At 63.4% G+C, this 20,255-nt stretch carries 24 protein-coding genes; 12 read left to right on the forward strand and 12 right to left on the reverse strand.

Features of this window, described 5'->3' with window-relative positions:
• Positions 1-92: 92 nt before the first annotated feature.
• Positions 93-449 carry a hypothetical protein gene (locus tag ACERI1_RS08385; protein ID WP_373617654.1) on the forward strand — a complete coding sequence of 119 codons (357 nt, stop codon included), beginning with the start codon at positions 93-95 and terminating at the stop codon, positions 447-449.
• 115 nt (positions 450-564) lie between these two features.
• Here ACERI1_RS08385 and hisH read toward each other — a convergent pair whose 3' ends face one another.
• Entirely contained in the window at positions 565-1,227 is a 663-nt protein-coding gene (gene hisH, locus ACERI1_RS08390; protein WP_373617655.1) for an imidazole glycerol phosphate synthase subunit HisH, read from the reverse strand.
• 421 nt (positions 1,228-1,648) lie between these two features.
• On the opposite strand from hisH, the gene ACERI1_RS08395 reads away from it, so the two are divergent.
• From ACERI1_RS08395 to ACERI1_RS08415, 5 genes are all read left to right on the forward strand, one after another.
• The gene (locus ACERI1_RS08395) at positions 1,649-2,899 is read left to right on the forward strand and encodes an MFS transporter (RefSeq protein ID WP_373617657.1); all 1,251 of its coding nucleotides are present in this window, start codon (positions 1,649-1,651) and stop codon (positions 2,897-2,899) included.
• Between the two features lie 30 nt (positions 2,900-2,929).
• Positions 2,930-3,361, forward strand: coding sequence for a tRNA (N6-threonylcarbamoyladenosine(37)-N6)-methyltransferase TrmO (gene tsaA / locus ACERI1_RS08400; protein ID WP_373617658.1), 432 nt, complete (start codon positions 2,930-2,932; stop codon positions 3,359-3,361).
• A gap of 396 nt (positions 3,362-3,757) precedes the next feature.
• On the forward strand, positions 3,758-4,753 hold the full coding sequence (locus ACERI1_RS08405) for an ABC transporter ATP-binding protein (protein ID WP_373618155.1): 996 nt from the start codon (positions 3,758-3,760) through the stop codon (positions 4,751-4,753).
• A complete protein-coding gene (locus tag ACERI1_RS08410) occupies positions 4,753-5,562 on the forward strand; it encodes an ABC transporter permease (RefSeq protein ID WP_373617659.1) in 810 nt (269 codons plus the stop codon). Before ACERI1_RS08405 ends, ACERI1_RS08410 begins: the two co-directional genes overlap by 1 nt.
• A 77-nt stretch (positions 5,563-5,639) precedes the next feature.
• Positions 5,640-5,885 carry a hypothetical protein gene (locus ACERI1_RS08415; RefSeq protein WP_373617660.1) on the forward strand — a complete coding sequence of 82 codons (246 nt, stop codon included), beginning with the start codon at positions 5,640-5,642 and terminating at the stop codon, positions 5,883-5,885.
• A gap of 9 nt (positions 5,886-5,894) precedes the next feature.
• Here the strand turns inward: ACERI1_RS08415 and ACERI1_RS08420 are convergent, their stop codons facing one another.
• The gene (locus ACERI1_RS08420; protein WP_373617661.1) at positions 5,895-7,016 is read right to left on the reverse strand and encodes a C4-dicarboxylate transporter; all 1,122 of its coding nucleotides are present in this window, start codon (positions 7,014-7,016) and stop codon (positions 5,895-5,897) included.
• Between the two features lie 178 nt (positions 7,017-7,194).
• On the opposite strand from ACERI1_RS08420, the gene ACERI1_RS08425 reads away from it, so the two are divergent.
• Positions 7,195-7,587 (forward strand): OsmC family protein, encoded by a 393-nt coding sequence (locus ACERI1_RS08425; RefSeq protein ID WP_373617662.1) that lies wholly within the window; start codon positions 7,195-7,197, stop codon positions 7,585-7,587.
• Positions 7,588-7,636: 49 nt separating this feature from the next.
• Here ACERI1_RS08425 and ACERI1_RS08430 read toward each other — a convergent pair whose 3' ends face one another.
• The 3 genes from ACERI1_RS08430 to ACERI1_RS08440 form a co-directional block, all read right to left on the reverse strand.
• Positions 7,637-8,233 (reverse strand): uracil-DNA glycosylase family protein, encoded by a 597-nt coding sequence (locus tag ACERI1_RS08430; RefSeq protein ID WP_373617663.1) that lies wholly within the window; start codon positions 8,231-8,233, stop codon positions 7,637-7,639.
• A 69-nt stretch (positions 8,234-8,302) separates the two neighbouring features.
• The gene (locus tag ACERI1_RS08435) at positions 8,303-8,869 is read right to left on the reverse strand and encodes a DUF99 family protein (RefSeq protein WP_373617664.1); all 567 of its coding nucleotides are present in this window, start codon (positions 8,867-8,869) and stop codon (positions 8,303-8,305) included.
• Entirely contained in the window at positions 8,869-9,048 is a 180-nt protein-coding gene (locus ACERI1_RS08440; RefSeq protein ID WP_373617665.1) for a DUF5786 family protein, read from the reverse strand. The genes ACERI1_RS08435 and ACERI1_RS08440 overlap by 1 nt, the downstream gene beginning before the upstream one ends.
• A 219-nt stretch (positions 9,049-9,267) precedes the next feature.
• Here ACERI1_RS08440 and ACERI1_RS08445 point away from each other — a divergent pair, with 219 nt between their 5' ends.
• Positions 9,268-9,879: an MBL fold metallo-hydrolase gene (locus ACERI1_RS08445; protein WP_373617666.1), complete on the forward strand. Its 612-nt coding sequence runs from the start codon at positions 9,268-9,270 to the stop codon at positions 9,877-9,879.
• A 224-nt stretch (positions 9,880-10,103) separates the two neighbouring features.
• Here the strand turns inward: ACERI1_RS08445 and ACERI1_RS08450 are convergent, their stop codons facing one another.
• Positions 10,104-10,253 (reverse strand): 50S ribosomal protein L40e, encoded by a 150-nt coding sequence (locus ACERI1_RS08450; RefSeq protein WP_138781559.1) that lies wholly within the window; start codon positions 10,251-10,253, stop codon positions 10,104-10,106.
• A 115-nt stretch (positions 10,254-10,368) separates the two neighbouring features.
• On the opposite strand from ACERI1_RS08450, the gene ACERI1_RS08455 reads away from it, so the two are divergent.
• The gene (locus ACERI1_RS08455) at positions 10,369-11,274 is read left to right on the forward strand and encodes a hypothetical protein (protein ID WP_373617667.1); all 906 of its coding nucleotides are present in this window, start codon (positions 10,369-10,371) and stop codon (positions 11,272-11,274) included.
• Between the two features lie 46 nt (positions 11,275-11,320).
• Here the strand turns inward: ACERI1_RS08455 and ACERI1_RS08460 are convergent, their stop codons facing one another.
• On the reverse strand, positions 11,321-11,824 hold the full coding sequence (locus ACERI1_RS08460) for a DUF367 family protein (protein ID WP_373617669.1): 504 nt from the start codon (positions 11,822-11,824) through the stop codon (positions 11,321-11,323).
• Positions 11,825-11,910: 86 nt separating this feature from the next.
• Between ACERI1_RS08460 and ACERI1_RS08465 the strand changes: the two genes are divergently transcribed.
• A complete protein-coding gene (locus tag ACERI1_RS08465; protein WP_373617671.1) occupies positions 11,911-12,270 on the forward strand; it encodes a nuclear transport factor 2 family protein in 360 nt (119 codons plus the stop codon).
• A gap of 22 nt (positions 12,271-12,292) precedes the next feature.
• On the opposite strand, the gene ACERI1_RS08470 is transcribed toward ACERI1_RS08465, so the two are convergent.
• Positions 12,293-13,435: a rhodanese-like domain-containing protein gene (locus tag ACERI1_RS08470; protein WP_373617672.1), complete on the reverse strand. Its 1,143-nt coding sequence runs from the start codon at positions 13,433-13,435 to the stop codon at positions 12,293-12,295.
• Positions 13,436-13,551: 116 nt separating this feature from the next.
• On the opposite strand from ACERI1_RS08470, the gene ACERI1_RS08475 reads away from it, so the two are divergent.
• Complete coding sequence (locus tag ACERI1_RS08475) at positions 13,552-15,078, forward strand: stage II sporulation protein M (protein WP_373617675.1); 1,527 nt, start codon at positions 13,552-13,554, stop codon at positions 15,076-15,078.
• 6 nt (positions 15,079-15,084) lie between these two features.
• On the opposite strand, the gene ACERI1_RS08480 is transcribed toward ACERI1_RS08475, so the two are convergent.
• The gene (locus tag ACERI1_RS08480) at positions 15,085-16,461 is read right to left on the reverse strand and encodes an MFS transporter (protein ID WP_373617676.1); all 1,377 of its coding nucleotides are present in this window, start codon (positions 16,459-16,461) and stop codon (positions 15,085-15,087) included.
• A 121-nt stretch (positions 16,462-16,582) separates the two neighbouring features.
• Between ACERI1_RS08480 and ACERI1_RS08485 the strand changes: the two genes are divergently transcribed.
• Complete coding sequence (locus ACERI1_RS08485) at positions 16,583-17,272, forward strand: DUF502 domain-containing protein (protein ID WP_373617678.1); 690 nt, start codon at positions 16,583-16,585, stop codon at positions 17,270-17,272.
• A gap of 482 nt (positions 17,273-17,754) precedes the next feature.
• On the opposite strand, the gene ACERI1_RS08490 is transcribed toward ACERI1_RS08485, so the two are convergent.
• The 3 genes from ACERI1_RS08490 to ACERI1_RS08500 form a co-directional block, all read right to left on the reverse strand.
• Entirely contained in the window at positions 17,755-18,693 is a 939-nt protein-coding gene (locus ACERI1_RS08490) for a branched-chain amino acid transaminase (RefSeq protein ID WP_373617679.1), read from the reverse strand.
• Positions 18,694-18,800: 107 nt separating this feature from the next.
• Complete coding sequence (gene ribB / locus ACERI1_RS08495) at positions 18,801-19,529, reverse strand: 3,4-dihydroxy-2-butanone-4-phosphate synthase (RefSeq protein ID WP_373617680.1); 729 nt, start codon at positions 19,527-19,529, stop codon at positions 18,801-18,803.
• Positions 19,526-20,233 (reverse strand): DUF120 domain-containing protein, encoded by a 708-nt coding sequence (locus tag ACERI1_RS08500; protein WP_373617681.1) that lies wholly within the window; start codon positions 20,231-20,233, stop codon positions 19,526-19,528. Before ACERI1_RS08500 ends, ribB begins: the two co-directional genes overlap by 4 nt.
• Positions 20,234-20,255: the final 22 nt, after the last annotated feature.

Genomic DNA, 20,255 nt, shown 5'->3' on the forward strand with positions numbered 1-20,255 from the left:
CGTCGGTAGCGAGCGAAAAACGGTGTGGTCTCGAGCGGCCACGCTGGCTGGACAACCAAACCGATTTTACAGTTGGGCGCACAGTCTCGGACGTGTCGAAGGCAGATCCCGTCGAGCGATGGCAAGCCGCTCTCGAGGAAGCTGGCGAACTCACGCCTGAGATCGTCAGCGAGATCACGCGGATTCACGGCGACCGGGGGGCGCAGGCGATCGAGGCCGTCGGCGAGAATCGGGTGAAAGCCTACCGCGATTTCACGATCGTCGTCGGCTACGACGACGAATATATCGTCGAGGACGGGAACTGTACCTGCAAGGACAGCGAGTACAATCTGGACGACGACGACCCGACCGAGCGCTGTTGGCACTCGCTGGCCGTCGCGATCGCACGGCGGGTGGGCCACGTCGACTACCACGACATGTGGTACTCGGACGTGCGCGAATTCCTGTAACTGAGGGAGAACAGAGTCTCGCTGAAGTGCAGTCGTCCGTACCGGAGTGCCGCTGTATCATCGAATGAAAATCGAATATCACGAGACGGTACACCGACCGTCTCGAGCACGTCCGTTATTCCTCGGCGCAGATTTCGACGAAGTTCTGCAGAATCCGTAGCCCGGTCTCCCCGCTCTTTTCAGGGTGGAACTGCGTGCCGAAGACGTTGCCAGCCTCGTTCGCGACGATCGCGGGGAACTCCCGTTCGTAGTCCGTTGTCGCGACGACTGCATTCTCGTCGTCAGGGGCCGCGTAGTACGAGTGGACGAAATAGGCGTAGTCACCGTCGACACCCTCGACGAGCGGGTGCTCGCGTTCGACCTCGAGTTCGTTCCAGCCCATGTGGGGGACTTTCTGGCCCTCCGCGAACCGGACGTTCGTCCCGGGGATCAGATCGAGACCCTGAACAGCAGACTCACCGTCGGTTTCGCCCTCCTCGCTCGTCGTGAGCAGCATCTGCATACCGAGACAGATACCAAAGAGCGGCGTGCCGCTGTCGGCGACCTCGAGGAGATCTTCGCGAAGCGGATCGGCGTTCTCGACGCCCTCGCGGAACGCGCCGACACCCGGCAGGACGACGCCGTCAGCTGCGGCAAAGGCGGCAGGATCGTCGGTGATCTTGACGTCGGCACCCGCACGCTCTAAGCCACGAGTGACGCTACGGAGGTTTCCCAGCCCGTAGTCGACGATGACGACGGAGGCCAGCGTTTCCTCCAGTGGGGACGAAACAGTGTTCATACATCTACTCGGTGTGGCCCGTTGAAGTGAATTACCATTCGGGCAATCGTCCTCGCGGGGCGGTCACGGATGCCTGCAATCAGGACTGTCTCGCTGGTGCCCGCGATCGGGATTGTCGGTCGACTGCCATCCCGTCGGCTGCCATCGACGGTGTGTCGCTCTCGACTCAGTGAGATATTGTTCATTATTGTAAATACTACAGACAAAATAGGTACGAGATGGTCGGCAGTCCCGTTGTCTCACAGTAGCTGTGTGTTTGCTCATACGAGGTTAGCTATTTCACTGTGGGGCAGATAACCGCCAGAAGAGGCCATTTCAATGCAGGTAGTGTCGCCTCTTGAGGGGTGCAGCTGTCTCCGGTATCGAAGGCACTATTAACGATCGAGTGCCGAATAATAATTGCGTGTCGAATACAAGACTAATGCGACTCAGACACACGATACGAGATCTCTTCGATGCGCGTGGCGTCCCGGCAGCGGACCAGCGGCTCATCGGCTATACGACGGGGGCACACGCACTCGATCACCTCGTTATCCTCTCGATTCCGCTGTTTATCCCCATCTGGATCGCCGAGTTCCAGGTGACGACGTACGAACTGGGACTGCTCGTCACGCTCATGACCGGGTTGTACGGAGCCATGGCGCTTCCGTCCGGCATTCTCAGCGATCGGTTTGGTGCGGACACGGTGATCACCGGCTTCTTGCTGTTGACCGGTGGGGTGTTCCTGGCCGTTCCCTTCATCGATTCGTTCGCGGCGTTGGCAGTCGTGGTCGCGCTGGCAGGCGTCGGTGCCGGGTTCTACCATCCGCCGGCGCTTGCCTTCATCAGCCGTGAGGCGGAGGCACCGAGCAAGGGCTTTGCCTACCACGGCATCGGTGCGAATCTCGGAATCGGTATCGGGCCATTGCTCATCACCGCCGGACTCGCGGTCAGCGACTGGCGAACCGTCCTCGGACTGCTCGCGGTCCCACTGCTGGGATTCGGCGTGCTCTTTGCGCTCCGTGGCCCCTCGGACTCGAACGACCACACGGCGTCGGCGCACTCGCTCGGTGACGTCCTCACCCAGCTCCGTGCGCTCGTCACTCCCGTCTTCCTCGGGATCATCGCCGTCTATGTGTTCGCGGGGATCTACTACCGCGGTACACTGACCTTCCTCCCGCAGTTCATCGACACGCTGTCGTCGCTGCCGAGTCTGGATCTCGCCGGCGCGTCCGTCGGTGCTGGCCAGTGGCTCTACTCGCTAATCCTGCTGACCGGGTCAGTCGGTCAGATCGTTGGCGGCCACCTCGGCGAACGCTTCGAGATCGAACGCGTCCTGCTTGGCGTCTTCGCCGCGACGAGTCTTGCGTTGCTCGCCCTGGGTGGCCTCTCCGGCACTGTCGTCATCGGGGTCGGGCTCGTCTTCGGTGCCCTCCTCTTTACGCTCGCGCCGCTCCAATCGTCACTCGTCGCGAAACACACGCCTGACGCGGGACAGGGCATCGGCTTCGGGCTCGTCTTTACCGTCAATTTCGGGATCGGCGCGCTCGGTGCCTCACTGGCCGGCTGGCTCCTCTCGAGCAGCTCCTACTCGCTGCTCTTTGGCGTGCTTGCCGTGTTCCCGCTCGTCGCAGCCGCCGCGGTGCTTTCGGTCTCGAAGACAGGCCGCCCTACTGAATCGCACGCACACTAACCCACTTCGGATCACAGACACACGACATCCATGACCATCACGTTCACCCCAATCGGACACGTTCGCTCACCGTACGACACGCCTGCAGCCGTCGACCATGACGCGGTCGACGAGACGACCGGCGAAATCGTCCTCGAGGACGACTACGAGGACGGCCTCGAGGGCATCGACGACTTCTCACACATCGTCGTCTTCGCCCATTTGGACGAAATCGACGAGTACCGCTCGACCGCGCGACCGCCACACGCAGACGATCTCGAGGTCGGCACCTTCTCGACGCGGAGTCCCCACCGACCGAATCCGCTTGCCCAGACGACCGTCGAGTTGCTCGAGCGCGACGGGACGACGCTGCACGTCAAGGGACTCGACCTCGTCGATGGAACGCCCGTCATCGACGTGAAACCCTATGTCAGCTCGATCGACGACGAAGACGTGTCCTTCGGGTGGCTCGAGGATCTCTGAGACCGACTGAGACATCACGCCCACGCCATCGATCGCGATCGCTTCACCGTCGTCTCTCGACTGAAACGCGATCGCTGATCCTCTTCGGTGGACCCACCACCACCGAACGGGGCTCCACGCCAGCTTCAGATCGATGATATCCGTTGGCTCTCGGTAGTGGTTCTCAACGAGGCCGTTCGTACAGCAGCCATCCCAAAACCGTAGCGACTGCTGTCGAAGGCGTTGGCCTCGCACTTTTGTAACGTGGGTACTTAAGTAGCGCTCGTGACCGCGCGAGAAAACGAGAGGCAGCCGAACGGTGAGCCCGTCGATCACCTTCTCGGTGACCGATCGGCCGTGAACGCCGCCGATCGGCTGTCGCTCGACGAAGGGACCCGCAGCGAGGGAAACGATCCGCTGCCGGACCGCTCTTTCCGTGTTGACACACCGTCGACGGAGGACAGCGGCATCGCTGTTTCAGTTACTGGTCTGCGAAAGCGCTTCGGCGACGGAACGGAGTCCGTTATCGCCGTCGACGACGTTTCCTTCGACATCGAAACCGGCTCGATCGTCGGTCTGTTGGGACCGAACGGCGCCGGAAAAACGACGCTCATCAAGTCGATTCTGGGCATGGTGCTTCCAGACGAGGGGTCCGTTCGGATCGGCGGCGTCGATGTCTATGAACGCCCTCGAGACGCGTACGCGCACGTTGATGCGATGCTCGAGGGAGCCCGGAACGACTACTGGCGGTTGACCGTCAGGGAGAACCTGCGGTACTTCGCGACGATCAGCGGCGTCGACCCGGATTCGGTTCGCGAGCGCCACGAGCGGCTTCTGACACAGTTGGGACTTGCGGAGAAAGCGGACGTTCCCGTTCGTGAGTTGTCGCGAGGGATGAAACAAAAAGTCTCGTTGGCCAGCGTCCTCGCTGGCGGTGCCGAGGTTGTGTTCCTCGACGAGCCGACCCTTGGACTGGATATCGAGAGTTCGCGAACGCTCCAGCAGGAACTGCGACGCCTCGTCGAGGAAGAAGCTCTTACCGTCGTGCTCAGCAGCCACGACATGGATGTCGTCGAGACGGTGTGTGACCGCGTCCTCATTATGTCCAACGGCGGGATCATCGCGGACGACACCGTCGACGCGCTGCTGTCAGGCACTGATTTGCACTCCATCGAGATTACGAGTCGCGATCTCGATTCGGCCATCGTCTCGACCCTAGAGGAGCGCTTCGAGACGATCAGCGTCGAACCGCGCGAGCGAGGGCACCGGATCACCGTGATGACGGACAGCGATGGGCTGTACGCGCTGTTTGCCCATCTCCGCGGCGAAGACGTCTCCCTCGAACGCGTCCGGACGATCGAACCGGATCTCGAGGACGCCTTCGTCGACTTGACGGCTGGGAGGGACCGATAATGGCCAGCCAGCAGGGAACGGACGAAACGCCGCGGCCGGCCGGTTACTATCACCTCGCGCGGGCAGTGCTCTACCGCGAGTTCCTGATCTTCGTCCGCTATCCCGCCAACGCGATCGGCGGCATCATCATCTCGGTGTTCTTCTTTGGCGTCCTCTTCTATGGCGGACAGATGATCGCCGGACAGGCGCTGACCGACTCGATCGAGGGGATCATCGTCGGCTACTTCCTGTGGACGCTGTCGGTGGGCGCGTACTCCTCGATCTCGAACGACATCGCGAGCGAGGTCCAGTGGGGAACCCTCGAGCGCCACGTGATGACGCCGTTCGGGTTCGCACCCGTGGCGCTGTTGAAAGGCGTCGCGAAGATCGTCCGGACGTTCATTACCTCGACGGTCATTCTGGTCGTGATGATCCTCATCACCGGGACGACGCTCCAACTGAACCTGCTCACGATCGTCGTCGTCGCGACGCTCAGCATCGTCTCGGTGCTCGGACTCGGGCTCGCAGCCGGTGGGATGACGGTGCTCTACAAACAGATCGGCAACTGGCTGAACCTCCTCCAGTTCGGGTTCATCGTTCTCGTCTCTGCTCCCGCGTTCGACCTCGGGTGGATGCAGGTGCTCCCGCTTGCCCACGGCAGCGCCCTCCTTCAGCGAACGATGGTCGACGGTATCCGTCTCTGGGAGTTCACAGCGTTCGACCTCGCGCTGTTGTTCGTCACTGCGGCCGGCTATCTGGCGCTTGGATATGTCGTCTTCCAGTATGCGACCCGCCGGGCGCGACGCCTCGGTGTGCTTGGCGACTACTGATCGACACGGATCGGTCACCACACTCCGCGCTCGAGTCGACCACGACGCTCAACCGATCGCCACCCGTCCGTACGACCATGACTCACGACCGAATCCACGCCCGGAAACCGACACACGACCTCGAGCGCTGGTCCGTCGGCACGATCGAGTCGATTACCGACCGGGACGGCCACTGCGTCTTCGAGGTCCGAACCGCCACCGGCGAGACGATCGAACTCGTCGTCACGACTGCGATCCGGGAGCTTGTGTTGCGACGGCTCGACCTTGCGGACGACGAGTCACCGATCGGGTCCCGCGTCTGGTATCGACAACACGGCGGCTGACTGGTGGTGTTAATCGGCTGTGAACGCGCGGCCACGGGCGACGAACCGCCAGGTCTGTCCTGCGGTAATCGTCCAGATGATCAGTAGCAGCGCCGTCACCCCGATCAGAATGTGGCCGAAGACGGCGACGCCGAGGAAGGTCGCGAGCACGTCGGTCGAGACGGCGAACGCACCGATCGGGAAGGTGTAGGCCCACCACGTGAAGAAGAACGGATGGGTCCGACGCGTGACGTAGTAGGCGACGAGTGCGCCGGTCAGAACGAACCACCAGGCCGAAAAGCCCCACAGCAACAGCGCCAGCAGCTTCAGGAGTGGCACCAGCGGTGCGACCGCGATGTCGAAGCCGACGCCAGCCTGTAACGCGTGGGTGAGTCGCGCGAGATCGATGACGAGGACGGACGTCGGGGCGAGTCCGATGGCGAACGTCGGGGCGAGTTTCTCGTGGGGCAGTGTCTCGTAGGCATACCGGTAGAGGACGATCGAGCCGAAAAACAGGAACAGGAAGGTCCCCACGCCGAGGGCGACCACCGAGACGGTAAAGATCGTCTGTCCGGCGAGCGTGCCGGCGTAGTACTCACTGGCGAGCAGAAAGCCGAGCAGCGGAATCACGAGGTGGGACACCGGTGGGATATACCACGCGAAGACGCCGTCATCGGGACCGATCCGATCGTTGGTGAACATAAGCGTGACCAACAGCAAGCCGAACCCGAAGATCCCGACGCTTCCGGCAACGAACAGGGCCGTCAGCAGCGGTCGCAGCGTCGCCGCTGGTAAGATGTCGCCCATCGTCTGAGCGATGCCGACGCCGAGTACGATCAGCGTGATCGGCATCGTCGGGAAGAACTGGCTCCGGATCGGGTGGGTCAGATCGGCCCACACCCGGTCGGGATAGAAAACGAGTCGCAAGCACCACGGGATCAGGTACGCGACCGTCGCGACCACCGTCAGGCTGACAAACGCGACGGCGAGCGCCGCGACGGGGGCGAGATCGGTCCGTGTTGCGACCAGCGCGAGTGCGATGCCGAGCACGCCCGTCCCCATCGTCGATCCGAACCACTGTGGTCCGAAGAATTCGATCGTGGTTGCGATCCGCGACCACGTGTCGTCTGTGGTCCGTTCTACATTACTCATACACTGCCAATATAGTAGAAAGTAGGCACAACTACATTTGAAGGTATCGACTGCACTCTGTGACAGGGACCCAATTCCAGTCAGCTTTCTTTCCTCAAACGCGATATATTCTCGTTCACTCTTCGGCAGCCGATTCACAAAGTATTTGGCTGTATAGTATATATCGCACAATACAACGATGGACGACGTTTCCCTGACGACGATCAGCGACGACGGATTCGACACGCAGAGTCTCATCGGCGATTTCGAACTCGAGATCGATCCGATGGAAAAGACGGGACCGAACCCGAACGCAGTACTCGTCGCCGACTACGCGTCGTGTTTCCTGCCTGCCGTTCGCCTCGGCGCACGGAAGGCCGGCGAGGACGATCTCGGCCGCATGGAGATCGACGCGACGGCGACGCTCGACGACGACGATCACCTCGAGTCGATCGCGTTCACCCTGTCCGTCGAAGCAGATATCGACGATCCCGACGAATTAGTTGCCCGCGGTGAAGAACTCTGTCACGTTCATGCGGCACTTCGTGAGGAGTTACACGCCGACGTTACCGTCGAAACCGACGCGTTCTAACGACCCGGTCGTCGCGCTGTCATCGCTTCCCGAGTGAGAACAGCGCGGTTCAAAAGCCGTCGAGCCGCGTTTGTCCACTCTCGCTATCTGTGACACCCGCGAGGTCTGCTGCCCGCTGGAGTGCGTTCTCGAACGTCTCCTCCTGGCTGCGATCGTATAGCGTCGCCGCCGGGTGGACACAGATCAGCAGTCGCCGCGGCGTGTCGCCGATCCGGACCTCCTCGAGCGAGCCGGCCTCCTTGGTGACCGCGACCGACCGCTCCAGCAGGTGCTCGCTCGGAACTTTCCCCAGCGTGACGATCACCTCCGGATCGAGCTGGTCGATCTCCTGTTCGAGATAGCCGCGACAATGCTCGAGTTCCTCAGTCGTTGGATCCCGGTTTTCGGGTGGCCGACAGCGCACGCAGTTAGTGATCCGAACATCAGCACGTGCGAGGCCGACAGTTCGGAGGCCGTCGTCGAGGACCGAGCCGCTCCGCCCGACGAACGGCTCGCCCTGGTCGTCTTCGTTGGCTCCAGGTCCCTCGCCGACGAACAGGAGGTCGGCGTCCTCGGGCCCGACGCCGTTGACGATCTGGCTCCGCGAGTCGACCAGCGCCGGACAGCGCGTACACTCCGTGACATGGAGATCTTCCATTTCTCCCATACTGGTGGCTCACGCGGTCACCTTCTACCTCTTTCGGGATGCAGGTGCCGGTCACCGTCACAATCGCTGTCACTCGAGCGACCGGGCGTACGAATCTGCCGCGCGAGCCGCCAGCCGGGCGACGCGAATCGGCTCCGGACGGCCACCTGCGGGCGTAAACGCCCGGACGATTTCGTCCGCGTCGCCGGACTCAAGGCCGACGGCTCTGACGTAGACGGTATCGCCGTCGAGTGACAGTTCGCGTCGCTCTGGCAGTGCCCGATAGGTTTCGAGGCGCGCCTCGAGTTCTGGGCCGGAAAACGCGTCGCGGAGGCCGGTCGTGAGCCCGTCGCTCGCCTCGAAGGTGACGGCGATTACCGGTCGCTCGGCGGCCTCGTAAATCCGTGACAGGTCGAGAATGTTGTACCACGCAGGGGCGACAGCGCCGAGCATGACGTACCGGATGTCCGGTCGCTCGAGGTCGTCGAGCAATCCGAGAACGGCATCGGTCGCATCGGTGCCACCGATACGACAGGAGCTGTACGCGAGTCCGTCACAGACTCGGTCGGCGCGAACGACGGCACCGGCGAGCGTGCTGCGACCTCGATCGCCGCGGTACGATTCGGCGATGCCCAGCGCCCGTACCCCGGACTTCATCAGGTGTCGTCTTCGTCTTTGATCTCCTTGAGTCGATCGAGTAATTCGTCGCTCGATGCGCCGTTTTCGAACTCGATGGTTCCGTCGTGGCTATTCGATCCCGACTTGACTGCGTCATCGTCGTCAAAATCAGCGTCTACCTCCTGCTGCTCGGATTCGTCGTAGCTCCCGAATCCCATACACGTTCTTCTATGCGATTCGGATTGAAAAAGTCAGTGGTCACTGGTTTATTAGGGGTCTCCAAGTCCCCAGGATGTTCCGGAGGTGGCCCAACACGACCAGTCCCGACACCGAATATAAGGACCTCGTCATATGGTGGGCGAATCGGACAGCCGCCTGCCGACGGGGAACGATCATCGATACGACCGTTTTTGTCCCCGGCTGCCGACGACTTGCGTATGGAGGTCCATCACGTCACCGAGGACGCGGAGACGTTCACCTGCAACGCCTATCTGGCCGTCGGCGACCGCCCCACGCTGGTCGACGCCGGTGCCATGGACGGCATCGTCGACGCGATCCGTGCACACACCGACGACCTCGAGGCAGTCGTCATGACCCACCAGCACGGCGACCACGTCGCCCAGCTCGAGGCGGTCGTCGAGGCCTTCGATCCCGACGTGTATGCCTACGCCGACCATCCGACGCGCACCCACGCGATCGACGACGGCGACACGGTCGCGATCGGCGACGAGGAGTTCGAGGTCGTCTACACGCCCGGCCACGCCGACGACCACGTCTCGCTCGTCTCCGCGTCGTCGCTGTTCTCCGGCGACGTGGTCGTCCACGACGACGGCGCGTTCGACTACGGCAGCTTCGGTCGCACCGACATGGCCGGCCAGTCGCGCGAACGGCTCATCGAGAGCATTCGGGACCTCCTCGAGCGCATGCCCGATACTGTCGAACACATGTACGCGGGCCACGGTGGCGTCTTCCACGGCGATGTGCGCAATGTGGTCGAGACGGCGCTCGAGCGGGCCGAAAAGCGAGCGCCGAAGTATCCCGACGAGTAGCACCGCGAGCGAAGCGAGCGGCTTTTTGATCCAGATTTTTGCAAGTGGTTCGAGCGAGCGCAGCGAGCGAGGACCCGCAGCAAAAAGGTGGGTGTGAGACGGCACTCGAACGGGCCGAAAAGCGAGAGCCGAAGTATTCCGACGAGTAGCACCGCGAGCGCTGCGCGTACCGGGTGCTGTAGCTCTGCTCGAGTGGAACTGGTGTGAGAAAACTGCTCGCTCGATTATGCCGCGCGCGCTTCCTTCGCCTTGGGGCGAAGCTTCTTGTAGCCGCACTTGCGGCAGCGCTTGGCGTCTTTGGAGTTGCGAGCGTTACAGCGCATGCAGATCATCTTCTCGAGCATCCGTTTCTCGGCGGCGTCGAAACTGGCCATACCCGGCCTTTGACTGTGGCGCATTTAATCTCTGTGATCCGACTGGGGCGTTCGCATCTCGAGCGACTAGTTCGAGAACCAACAGTTAGGTGCAGGCGATACGTAGCAGCCGATAATGGCGACCGACCCGGTCAGATGGACGTTCGACCCGCGTGAAAGCTGGCTTGCGCGGCTCGTGACGTACGCGCCGTACGGTCTCCTCGGCGGGGTCGCCCTCCTGGCCCTGATCGGCGGCGTGGCGCTCATCGCCTTTGGGGCGGTCGACGCATCGGTGCTGGCGGTGCTCGTGGTTCTCGCACTCATCGGCGGGCCGATGTCGCTGCTGTATCTGTGGCTCCTCGTGAACTACGGCTCGAACGGGTCGAAGTGGCTGGGACAGCACACAGGGGCCCAGATCACGAACCGTGGCGTCGTCCTCTCGGCGGTCGTCGGTGGGCTCCTCATCGTAGCCGCGATAACCGCCGCAGCCGAGTTACTGGCCGTCTTCGTCGCCGCCGTGCTGATCGCGGTCGTGGTCAGTAGTTCGTTCACGACACCGGTCGAACTCGAGCCACGGGAACGACGACTGACCCTCGGCGACGACGAGGGGTTCGGCAGCCCGACCGTCGTGGGCCTCGAGAACGTCACCGGCGTCTGGCGGGTTCCACTGGGACCACTGTCGCGCTGGCGGTTCGTCGTGCTCCGGCGAGTGCGGGGGAGCCCGGTGGTCGTTCCAGTTCCGGATCGACACGTCGAGACGGTCGAGCGCACGCTCGAGGCAGGCCTCGCCGCAACCCCAACTGCAGAGCCGAAGACGACCGGAACGACGCGCCCGATGCGAATCGTGCTGGCCGCGATCGGGGTCGGATTCCTCGCGACAGCGATTGGCTTCGTCGCGCTAGCCAAGCAAGCCGAAACAGCGGCCAGCAGACGAGCGTTCGTTGCCGTCGGCTACCTCGTTCTCTTCGCTGCGATCGCACTCGGCTACGCCGGTTACGAGTCGTGGCTCGCACGCCGTGCGACGCCGTCGTCGGACGAGTAAGACGACCGCGACGATCAGTTCCGGCGGAACTCTGCTCCGTCTTCCGTCACTCCTCGTCGGCCAGATAATCGTCCTGCACCGCGACGACCTCGCTCGAGTCCGCACACTCGCTGTACCGGCGTAGCGGTTCCTCGTTGAGCGTCAAGAAGGTCTCGCCCCAGCGAAACGGCTCGAGGATGTCCTCGGCTAACTCCCACTCGTCGAGGATGCAGGCCGCACCGGCGAGCGCTTCGACGGTCGTCAACTGGAACGGACGACCGTAGTTGATCGGATTCGCGGCGACGAGAAAGGGAAGTGCCCGGTGGACGCCGCGCATTTTGAACGACGCGGCTTCGGCGGACTCCCACGAACAGTCGAGGGCGACCAGCGTCCCCAGCCCGTCGTCGGCATCAGCTGGTGACAGTGCCTGCTCGGCGTGGGGGTTGAGTACGATCCCGTAGGGCACCTGCCCCATCGACCGATAGAGGGTCGCCTTGTCGAACTTCTCGAGGCGACGCGCGGTGCACTTGTCGGGATCGTCGTCGCCCTCGTAGTAGACGTGACACTCCACGCGAGGTGATACGGCGGGCCGCGAGAAAAGCACACGGTTCGGGACCGGAGTCGTACGCTTTTGGCGGTGGCGACGAATGCGGTGGTATGGATACGGAGTCGGACGGGACGGATACCGCGCCAGACGACGGTCGCGCTCTCGTCCGTCGGTATTACGACGCGCTCGACGAGCACGACTACGACGCGCTCGAGGAGTTGCTCTCGCCCGCGTTCTTACAGCGCCGTCCCGACCGTACGTTCGAGGACCGCGAGACGTTCGTCGCCTTCATGCGCGAGAAGCGACCGAACCCGGACACCAGCCACGACCTCGCGTCGATCGTCGTCGGTGACGACCGCGTCGCAGTACGCGGTCGCGTAATCGATGACGGGACGACGCTGTTCGAGTTCGCGGACTTCTTCGAACTCGAGAGCGGACAGATTGATCGGCTCGAGACCTACTCGCGATGATACTGTCGGACGACCAGTCCGATCAGGCCGAACAGTTGTTCGGCCCCAACTCGAGTTCGACCCGGTCTTCCGGCGGAATCTCGGTGACACCGCGGTTGAACTCGATGATCTCCTCGTAGTTCGACGGCTTCTCACCGGCGTCGGCCATGTGATCGACGAACGCGTCTTCGTCGAGTCCGAGCAGGTCGATGCCTGTCCGCGCGTCGCGGATCGTCGTCTGAATCGGCTCACCGGGTGTGCCGTGTTCGAACTCACCGTCCGCGGTGACCGTCACGTGTCCCGGGAGGACGACGAGACCCTCGGGTTCGGACAGAATCGTCCGGCGGAGGGTCTCATAGAGCATCCTGGCTCCTCTCTCGCCTTCGTCTTCGCTGAATTCGAGCTCCGTTCGCCCCGTCGAGTCGACATGGAGCGTGTCGGCGGTCAGCAGTGCCGCATCGTCGACCAGCAGGGAGATCATCTCGCTTGTGTGGCCCGGCGTATGGAGGGCTTTGAGCTCGCGCTCGCCAACGGAGAGCACCTCGTTATGCTCGAGCGGGGTATACTCGCGTTCGACGTCGCGCTCGCTAGCGTGTTCGCCGAGGTAGTAGGGAACTCCGAGGTCGTCGGCCAACTGGTGACCGCCGGAGATGTGGTCGGCGTGAACGTGCGTATCGATCACGCCCGTAATCGAGAGATTAGCCTCCTCGGCGGCGGCTTCGTACTCGTCGGTGTCGTCGGTCGGATCGACGACGACGGCCTCGCCCGTCTCTGCACAGCCGACGAGATAGCCCAGACAGCCCTTCGCGCGCCGCTGAAGCTGGATGATCGCCATCCCCTCGTCGACGTCGATCTCGGCACGATCGTAGACGCCACTCCACCCCTTCATACCGCCGTCGACAGCCATGACGTCGAACTCGTCGGTCGCCGACTCCAGCCGCGTCGCCAGATTGCTCGAGGAGATCCCCTTCGCACAGATAGCGATCACGCGGTCGGTGTCACCGACGACGTCTCGCAGGTCCTCGAGTTTGCCGTCGAGTTCCTCCTCGGGACCGAACGGGACATTGACCGCACCCGAGACGTGCCAGGCTTCGTAGCTGTCTTCCGGGCGAGTATCGACGAGGACGTACTCCGCGTCCTCGTCCTGAAGTTCCGCGAGCCGGTCGGGCGAAATTGTGGTAACCATACACGATTGTATCGCCTCGAGCGACGTAAACGACGAGGCGTCAACTGCCGGGGTCACCACTGGCTGGTAAGTCGACGAGACCAGTCGTTTAACTGATATGCGATCCAAGGGCCGGTATGGCCCTGTCAGATTTCGTCGCCGCGGTTGTCGCCGTCCTCCGCCGTCGACCGGGCGATCTCCTGCCGTTGTACCTCCTCGGCATTGCTATCCCGGCGATCGTCCGTGTCGTCCCGTTTCTCGCGCTTGGCGTCGCCTACCTCCATCTCTCGACGAGTGGCCGACTCAAGCCGATACGCGCCCGGCTGGCCGACCTCGGGCCGCCACCGGACCCCAACGCCGATCCCGAAGCGTTCGAGACGTGGGCTAGCGGTCTCGAACCGCTCGTCGATCAGCTCGTGACGCCGCCAGTGCTCGCGCTTGCCGCCGTCTCTGTCGTCGTGAGCGTGCTGTTGTTCGCAGTGCTGTCCGCTGTCGTCGCCGCAGGCCAGTTGTCGGCCTGTTACGGTCGGCTCCGTGATACGAGAGGGATCCTCGCTGGAATCGACGGCGCGGCCCGCTTCTGGCTCCGGTTTCTCGGATTGTTCGTCCTCGAGGTAGTGTGCTGGGCGGTCGTCCTCGGGACCATCGGTATTGCCACGGCACTGGTCGCCGGCGGCGTCTCGCTCGCGACCGGTTCGGGGGCCGTCGCGATCCCCGTCGTTCTACTGGGTGCGTTCGTTGCGTTCCTCGTTCTACTCGTCGTTCGTGCCCTGTTCGCGCTCGCGCCGGTCGCGATCGTCGTCGACGACGCGGGCGTGGTCGCCTCGCTGCGGAACGTTCTCGGATTCGTTCGCTCGCAGCCGGTCGCGGCGGCCTTTTATTACGTGATCGCGATCGGTGTGCTCGTCGGGCTCTCGACGATCACGGGTCTGTTCTCGGTGGCTGACATCGTCACCGTCGGCTCGCTGCTCTCCGCGCTGGTCGCCATGCCAGCGCTGGATCTGTTGAAGACCGCCATCTACTGTGGCTACCGGGACCGACTGCGGCCACCGGAGCCGCCGGCGCGGTCGCTTCGGGACGAGGCTCGGGCCGGCCTCCGTCGCGGCTGGCAAGAACTGATCGCGTTCGTCCGGACACACCCAGGAGCCCACGTGTTCGCCGCCGGCCTCGGCCTCCTCGGGTTCTGGATGGGGTGGGTTGCCGCCGATCCCTTCGTCGGCACGTTCGAGGCGTCGATCACGGCCCGTCTCGAGGGGGAGTTCCCGCCGACGATGGCGGCGAACCTGTTCGGCAACAACTGGCTGGTTGCGCTCACGACGGCCTATGCAGGCGTCGCGTTCGCGATTCCGGCGATCGTCTCGCTGCTGTTCAACGGTGTCAGTATCGGCGTCGTCGCCCGGCTCGAGGCCGATCCGCTGGAACTCGCCGCGTTCGTCGTGCCCCACGGCCTCCTCGAGATTCCGGCGATCCTGATCGCCAGTGCACTGGGGATTTCTGTCGGCGTCACCACCTGGCAGACGTGGCGGGGGCGTGTCGAGCAGTCCGAACTCGCAGACGCGCTCGAGCGGGCGTTCTGGGTGCTGGTCGGCGTCGGCATCGTGCTCGCGATCGCCGCTGTCATCGAAGGGTTCGTCAGCCCGTACTACTACCGGCTGTTCCTCTAGTGGTGGCTACCGATAGGCTTCGAACTCCTCGCCGAACAGCAGGAAGTACGCGGTGCCGACGAGGCCGATTCCCGTCGCGATGGAGAAGGCGACGACCGGATCGCCGGCGAACACCTGCGTACCGGTCAGCGGGTTCGAGACGCCGTCCCAGAGCAGGCCGCCGAGTGCGGCGCTCGGGATGACGACCACGTTCCGCAGGAGATAGTACGCACCAGTCACCCGACCGCCAGCACCCTGTTCGGCGGGGCCGACGATCAACGCCTTGTGGGCCGGCAAGCCCGCGAACCGAAGCCCCGAGAACGCAAAGAGGACCGCGAGGACGGCCGGATCGGCGGGTGCGTTGATCAACAGGATCGGAAAGACTGCATAGACCACGAACCCGAGCGCGACGACCGGCTTCAGTCCGACGCGTTCGGCGGCCTTCGCGACCGGAATCATCGTCAACAGAGCGACGACCATCTCGAGCCCGAGCAGCAGCCCGAAGTACGACTGCGGCGAGAGCGCGATCGCGCCGACGATCGGCAGGGAGACGGCCAAGCCGACCTCGAGAAACCGGGTGACGACGATGACGAAGAAGACGTAGACCATCCCGTTGGCGAAGCGGACCAGCGTATCACCGATCAGCAGGGGCCGAAGTTCGGCAGGCATCGCACGAAGGTCGGCCAGCAACTGGGTGGCCCCCTCGAACTCCGTGCCGATGTCGTCCGCGTCGGGCCTGTAGCGGACGTGCTGGACGACCGTCCCGACGACGCCGAAGCCGACAGCGACGAGCAAGAGCAGCTGAAAGGCGGTGACGACCGAATCGTCGCTCGAGCCGAACGGGAAAAAGAGTGTGGCGGCGACCAGCGGGCCGACGAGGAAGGCGCTCCGGCGGAACGTCTCGGTGCTTGCGAAGCCGGCGGCCAGTTGCGAGGGTGACACCGCCTGCTTGACGATGGCGAAGGTCGCTCCGAGTCCGAACGATTTCCACGCCTGTGCGAGCAGTAACCCGAGAAAGATCGCAACGATCGCAAGCGATGTCGGACCGACGGCTACGTCCGCGAGTGCGGGCGCAACGAGCCAGACCGCGAAGCCGAGCGTCGAGCAGAACCCAAAGGCTGTCAGGGCGTACCGCGAGCCGATCAAATCCGAGATCGCGCCGCCCGGATAGGGGTAGACGGCGCTGATGACGTTCCCGAACGTGCCAAAGAGTCCGATGACGAACACGGAGGCTCCAAGCGCCGACATGTACTCGGCCATATACCGGCTCGTCATCTGAAAGCCGAGGCTAAAGGCGAACATCGCCAGCGAGAGGACGAGCACGTCCCGTTCGAGCGCGAAAAACTGCCGGAACGCGTCCAGTGGATCAGCCCGCCCGTCTGCGGGTTCCTGTTCGAGAACCATATCCGCTGGTTTGCAGTCCAGCGGCTTGAAACGTCTCCGTTGAACGGAACCGATCGTCGATGCCGGCGACGAAATACGAGAAAGGGAAGGGCTCATTAGCCAGTAGTGTGAGGTTCAGGACATGGCATCGTGGAAACGGGACTTCGCCAGTGGGCTCGTCGTCCTGGGTCCCATTCTCGTCACGCTCTACGCTATCTATTGGCTTTATGGACTGGTTGCCGGTCTGACACCGGGACTGATTCTTAACCCCGACGCGCTCGAGCCGCTCATTTCCGGCTCGAGCGCGCAGGCCGCACAGACGCGCGAGCAGGTGGCCCAGTTCCTCCGCGTGATCGTCGCGCTGACCGTCTTCGTCATCCTGACGTTTTCTGTCGGCTATCTCATGCGGACGACGATCGGCGGGCTGGTCGAACGGCTCGTCGACAACGTTGCGAATCGAGTGCCCGTGATCCGGGTCGTCTACAACGCCTCGAAGATGGCCGCCGAGACGGCCTTCGGGGAACAGGAATCGCTCCAGAAGCCGGTCAAGATCGAGACCTGGGAGGGACTTCGGATGACTGCGTTCAAGACCGGCAAAATGACCACCGACGGTCGCGAAGTCCTGTTTCTGCCGACCTCGCCGAATATCACGACGGGCTACGTCATCGAAGTCGAACCGAGCGAGATTACGGAACTCGACGAGGACGTCGAGGACGCGCTGACACGTGTGCTCAGTGCCGGCTTCGGTGACGCGAACCATCGCGGCATGGACGCCGGCATCTCGATCGACGTCATCGACGAAGCGAAGACAGGCAGGTCCGACGACGACTAACGACCTTTTGCGCTGTCGTTCGAAAGACACTTTGTGTCTTTCGTGACTGAGCGGATCTGAGATCCGCGATGTCCGCGAAACCTTCGGTTTCGCTTGATGACGAAACGCCTCCGGCGTTTCGAACCACAGTCTGTCGCGCTGACGGCAGCAGAGCTGCCGCACAGCGCGACATCCCTCGGCAAAATCTCGAGAGAGCGAAGCTCTCTCGGACCTCGCGGGAGCTTCGCTCCCGCTTAGGGTCGATCAAAAGCCTCCTCCCTCCCTTACAGATCGGTCGTCGGCCCGCTCGCTCAGCCTTCGGCTTCGCTCGCGGTCGAAACGGTTGCTCGCCTGCCCTCCCCCGAGTCGCGCGGCTCTCGCAAGTGCTCGAGCCGCGCTCCCGGCCACAGCAATTACAATTTCGAAGACGGGAACAGAACACACCTCGGGCAGTCGTGCGGCTCGTCTCGAGCCCGATACCCAGTTCTATCGCGGGAAATCGGTTATTCGATGTCGACGAATTCGAACCACTCGGCGTACTCGTCGGGGGCTTCCTCGACGATTTCGAAGAACTTCTGCTGGATCTCTTCGGTCACGGGGCCGCGCGAGCCGTCGCCGATGACGACGTTGTCGACCTTCCGGATGGGCGTGACTTCGGCTGCAGAGCCAGTAAAGAACAGTTCGTCAGCGGTGTTGAGTTCGCCACGCGAGATGGAGACGTTGTCGTGGACGGTGTAGCCCAGTTCCTCGGCGATCGTGATCACGGAGTCACGGGTGATGCCGTCGAGGATCGACTCCGAGAGCCCGGGCGTGTAGATCTCGTCATCGCGCACGAGGAAGACGTTCTCGCCGGGGCCTTCGGCGACGTTGCCCTCCTTGTTCAGGACGATGGCTTCCGCGTAGCCGTTGCGGCGGGCCTCCTCGCCGGCGAGCATGCTGTTGACGTAGAGCCCGCTCGTCTTGGCGTTGGTCGGAATCTGACTCGAGGCGTGTTTCCGCCACGAGGAGATCATCACGTCGATGCCGTTCTCGAGGGCGTCCTCGCCGAGGTAGGCTCCCCACGGCCAGACTGCGATAGCAGTGCGAGTGGGGCAGTCCTTGGGGCTCACACCGAGAGAATTGTAGCCGTAGTAAGCGATCGGGCGAACGTAACAGGAGGGAAGCTCCTGGCGCTGAATGAGTTCTTTCGTCGCCTCGGTGAGTTCCTCCTTCGTGAAGTCGATATCCATCTCGTAGGGCTTTGCAGACTGGAATAGTCGCTCTAAGTGTTCCTCCCAGCGGAACAGCGCGGGGCCCTTTTCGGTTTCATAACAGCGTGCGCCCTCGAAGACACCCGACCCGTAGTGGAGGCCGTGTGTGAGAACGTGGACCTGCGCCTCGTCCCAGTCGACGAATTCGCCGTCCATCCAGATCGTATCGACGTCCATCTCGTCGAATCCCATACTCAGAACTGTTGAAATCCCCCGTACTAAGTGTTCGCGGTTTGTGGCTGTAGGCCGGCTAACGGGTCGATTCGGTCCGCACGAACGACACAGCCGATCGGCTTACCTTACGCTTGCCCGGCAGCGTCCCCGAGTCGCTCGAGGACCTCTCGGCCCTCGAGGTAGGCAAAGCCGTGGCGCTCGGCATAGGCGCGGGCGTCAGCGGGAGAGAGTGCTGCGCCGGTGTCGTCGTCGAGCATCTCACAGACGACGACAGCGGGCGAGCGGTCGGCGGCGTCGGCCAGTGCGAGGCCGAGTTCGGTGTGACCCTCGCGCTGGGCGAGCAGGTCGGGGGCACCTTTCAGCAGATGGACGTGGCCGGGGACCCGGAACTCGTTGGCGAAGTCAGTCGTCGCGGGCGTGGCGGCGGCCTCGCCGAGTGCCTGAATGGTTGTCGAGCGGTCCTCGTCGGTGATCCCGGTGTAGGTATCGCGGTGGTTGACCGTCAGCGAGAACGACGAGCGATCGTCGTAGCCGAGTTCGTGGTCAGCCGTCGCGGGGTGGTCGATCGCCTCCGAGTAGAAGGGGAGATCGAACGCCTCCGCGATGTCGTGGCCCAGTGCAACGCAGACCAGCCCACCGGCGTCATTGCGAAGCCGGGCGACAGCCTCGGGCGTGACAGCGTCGGCGTGGTAGATCAGGTCCGTCTCGCCCTCGCGGTCGGCTGCGTCATGGACGAGGATCGGCTCGCCAGCCCGCAGCGCCTCGAGCGCGTCGTCGAACGCACTCGAGGACACGTCCCTCCCCGCGTTCGCGACCCCATCGGCGTTCGACCGCGGACCGGCCTGGCCGGTCATTCGCGATCACCCACCGAGACGGTGACGTGATCGCCGTCCTCGAGTCCGAGTTCCTCGCGGAGCTTGTCGGGGGCGATCACCTCGAGTTGGTCGTCGTCGTGGTGGGTGCGTTCGGGTGCGATGGTGTGGGCGTTGTCGTAGACCTCGCCGTCGGCGGTTTCGATCGTTGCGGGATAACAGACGGCAGGGCCGTAGGTTCGCTCTTCGGACTCCCAGCCGTCGATGGGGACGGGCTCGAGCGAGGCCATGGCGCTGCGTCGGCGGACGCTGTCCTCGCGGAGGTCGACGTTCAACGTGCCGGGGAACGGCTCGTAGCCCAGGCGCTGCTCGAACTGGCGCTGATAGCCCGACAGCGAGATGTAGTGGCGGCCCTCGCCCATGCCGCTGGTGACGGTGCCCTCGAGTGCGACCTGGGCGTCCGTCTCGAAGATCCGCCGGTAGTCCTCGTACTCGGCGTGCAGCGTCCGTTCGCCGGTCTCCGTAACCGCGACCCACTGGCCGTCGCTGACGGTATCACGCTCGAGCAAGTCGGCACTCTCGAGGCGCTGGAGCCGACGGGAGGCGGTCTGACTCGACGCGTCGAGGCGGTCGGCGAGATGCGAACAGGAGATTTTGACGTCGCCCTCGAGTCCGCCCTCGAGTGCGAGGAGTTTGAGCACGGCGAGTTCGTCGTGCCCGACGGCGGACTCAGCTAGTACAGACATACACGTCTCTATACCGTAGTTC

Source organism: Natrinema sp. HArc-T2, assembly GCF_041821085.1.
Lineage (GTDB): Archaea > Halobacteriota > Halobacteria > Halobacteriales > Natrialbaceae > Natrinema.

What these genes read in the sequence shown, in the direction of transcription:
- hisH (WP_373617655.1), bottom strand. Translation starts at nt 1,227, where the DNA reads ATGAACACTGTTTCGTCCCCACTGGAGGAAACGCTGGCCTCCGTCGTC.
- ACERI1_RS08395 (WP_373617657.1), top strand. Translation starts at nt 1,649, where the DNA reads ATGCGACTCAGACACACGATACGAGATCTCTTCGATGCGCGTGGCGTC.
- tsaA (WP_373617658.1), top strand. Translation starts at nt 2,930, where the DNA reads ATGACCATCACGTTCACCCCAATCGGACACGTTCGCTCACCGTACGAC.
- ACERI1_RS08410 (WP_373617659.1), top strand. Translation starts at nt 4,753, where the DNA reads ATGGCCAGCCAGCAGGGAACGGACGAAACGCCGCGGCCGGCCGGTTAC.
- ACERI1_RS08415 (WP_373617660.1), top strand. Translation starts at nt 5,640, where the DNA reads ATGACTCACGACCGAATCCACGCCCGGAAACCGACACACGACCTCGAG.
- ACERI1_RS08420 (WP_373617661.1), bottom strand. Translation starts at nt 7,016, where the DNA reads ATGAGTAATGTAGAACGGACCACAGACGACACGTGGTCGCGGATCGCA.
- ACERI1_RS08425 (WP_373617662.1), top strand. Translation starts at nt 7,195, where the DNA reads ATGGACGACGTTTCCCTGACGACGATCAGCGACGACGGATTCGACACG.
- ACERI1_RS08430 (WP_373617663.1), bottom strand. Translation starts at nt 8,233, where the DNA reads ATGGGAGAAATGGAAGATCTCCATGTCACGGAGTGTACGCGCTGTCCG.
- ACERI1_RS08435 (WP_373617664.1), bottom strand. Translation starts at nt 8,869, where the DNA reads ATGAAGTCCGGGGTACGGGCGCTGGGCATCGCCGAATCGTACCGCGGC.
- ACERI1_RS08440 (WP_373617665.1), bottom strand. Translation starts at nt 9,048, where the DNA reads ATGGGATTCGGGAGCTACGACGAATCCGAGCAGCAGGAGGTAGACGCT.
- ACERI1_RS08445 (WP_373617666.1), top strand. Translation starts at nt 9,268, where the DNA reads ATGGAGGTCCATCACGTCACCGAGGACGCGGAGACGTTCACCTGCAAC.
- ACERI1_RS08450 (WP_138781559.1), bottom strand. Translation starts at nt 10,253, where the DNA reads ATGGCCAGTTTCGACGCCGCCGAGAAACGGATGCTCGAGAAGATGATC.
- ACERI1_RS08455 (WP_373617667.1), top strand. Translation starts at nt 10,369, where the DNA reads ATGGCGACCGACCCGGTCAGATGGACGTTCGACCCGCGTGAAAGCTGG.
- ACERI1_RS08465 (WP_373617671.1), top strand. Translation starts at nt 11,911, where the DNA reads ATGGATACGGAGTCGGACGGGACGGATACCGCGCCAGACGACGGTCGC.
- ACERI1_RS08470 (WP_373617672.1), bottom strand. Translation starts at nt 13,435, where the DNA reads ATGGTTACCACAATTTCGCCCGACCGGCTCGCGGAACTTCAGGACGAG.
- ACERI1_RS08475 (WP_373617675.1), top strand. Translation starts at nt 13,552, where the DNA reads ATGGCCCTGTCAGATTTCGTCGCCGCGGTTGTCGCCGTCCTCCGCCGT.
- ACERI1_RS08480 (WP_373617676.1), bottom strand. Translation starts at nt 16,461, where the DNA reads ATGGTTCTCGAACAGGAACCCGCAGACGGGCGGGCTGATCCACTGGAC.
- ACERI1_RS08485 (WP_373617678.1), top strand. Translation starts at nt 16,583, where the DNA reads ATGGCATCGTGGAAACGGGACTTCGCCAGTGGGCTCGTCGTCCTGGGT.
- ACERI1_RS08490 (WP_373617679.1), bottom strand. Translation starts at nt 18,693, where the DNA reads ATGGGATTCGACGAGATGGACGTCGATACGATCTGGATGGACGGCGAA.
- ribB (WP_373617680.1), bottom strand. Translation starts at nt 19,529, where the DNA reads ATGACCGGCCAGGCCGGTCCGCGGTCGAACGCCGATGGGGTCGCGAAC.
- ACERI1_RS08500 (WP_373617681.1), bottom strand. Translation starts at nt 20,233, where the DNA reads ATGTCTGTACTAGCTGAGTCCGCCGTCGGGCACGACGAACTCGCCGTG.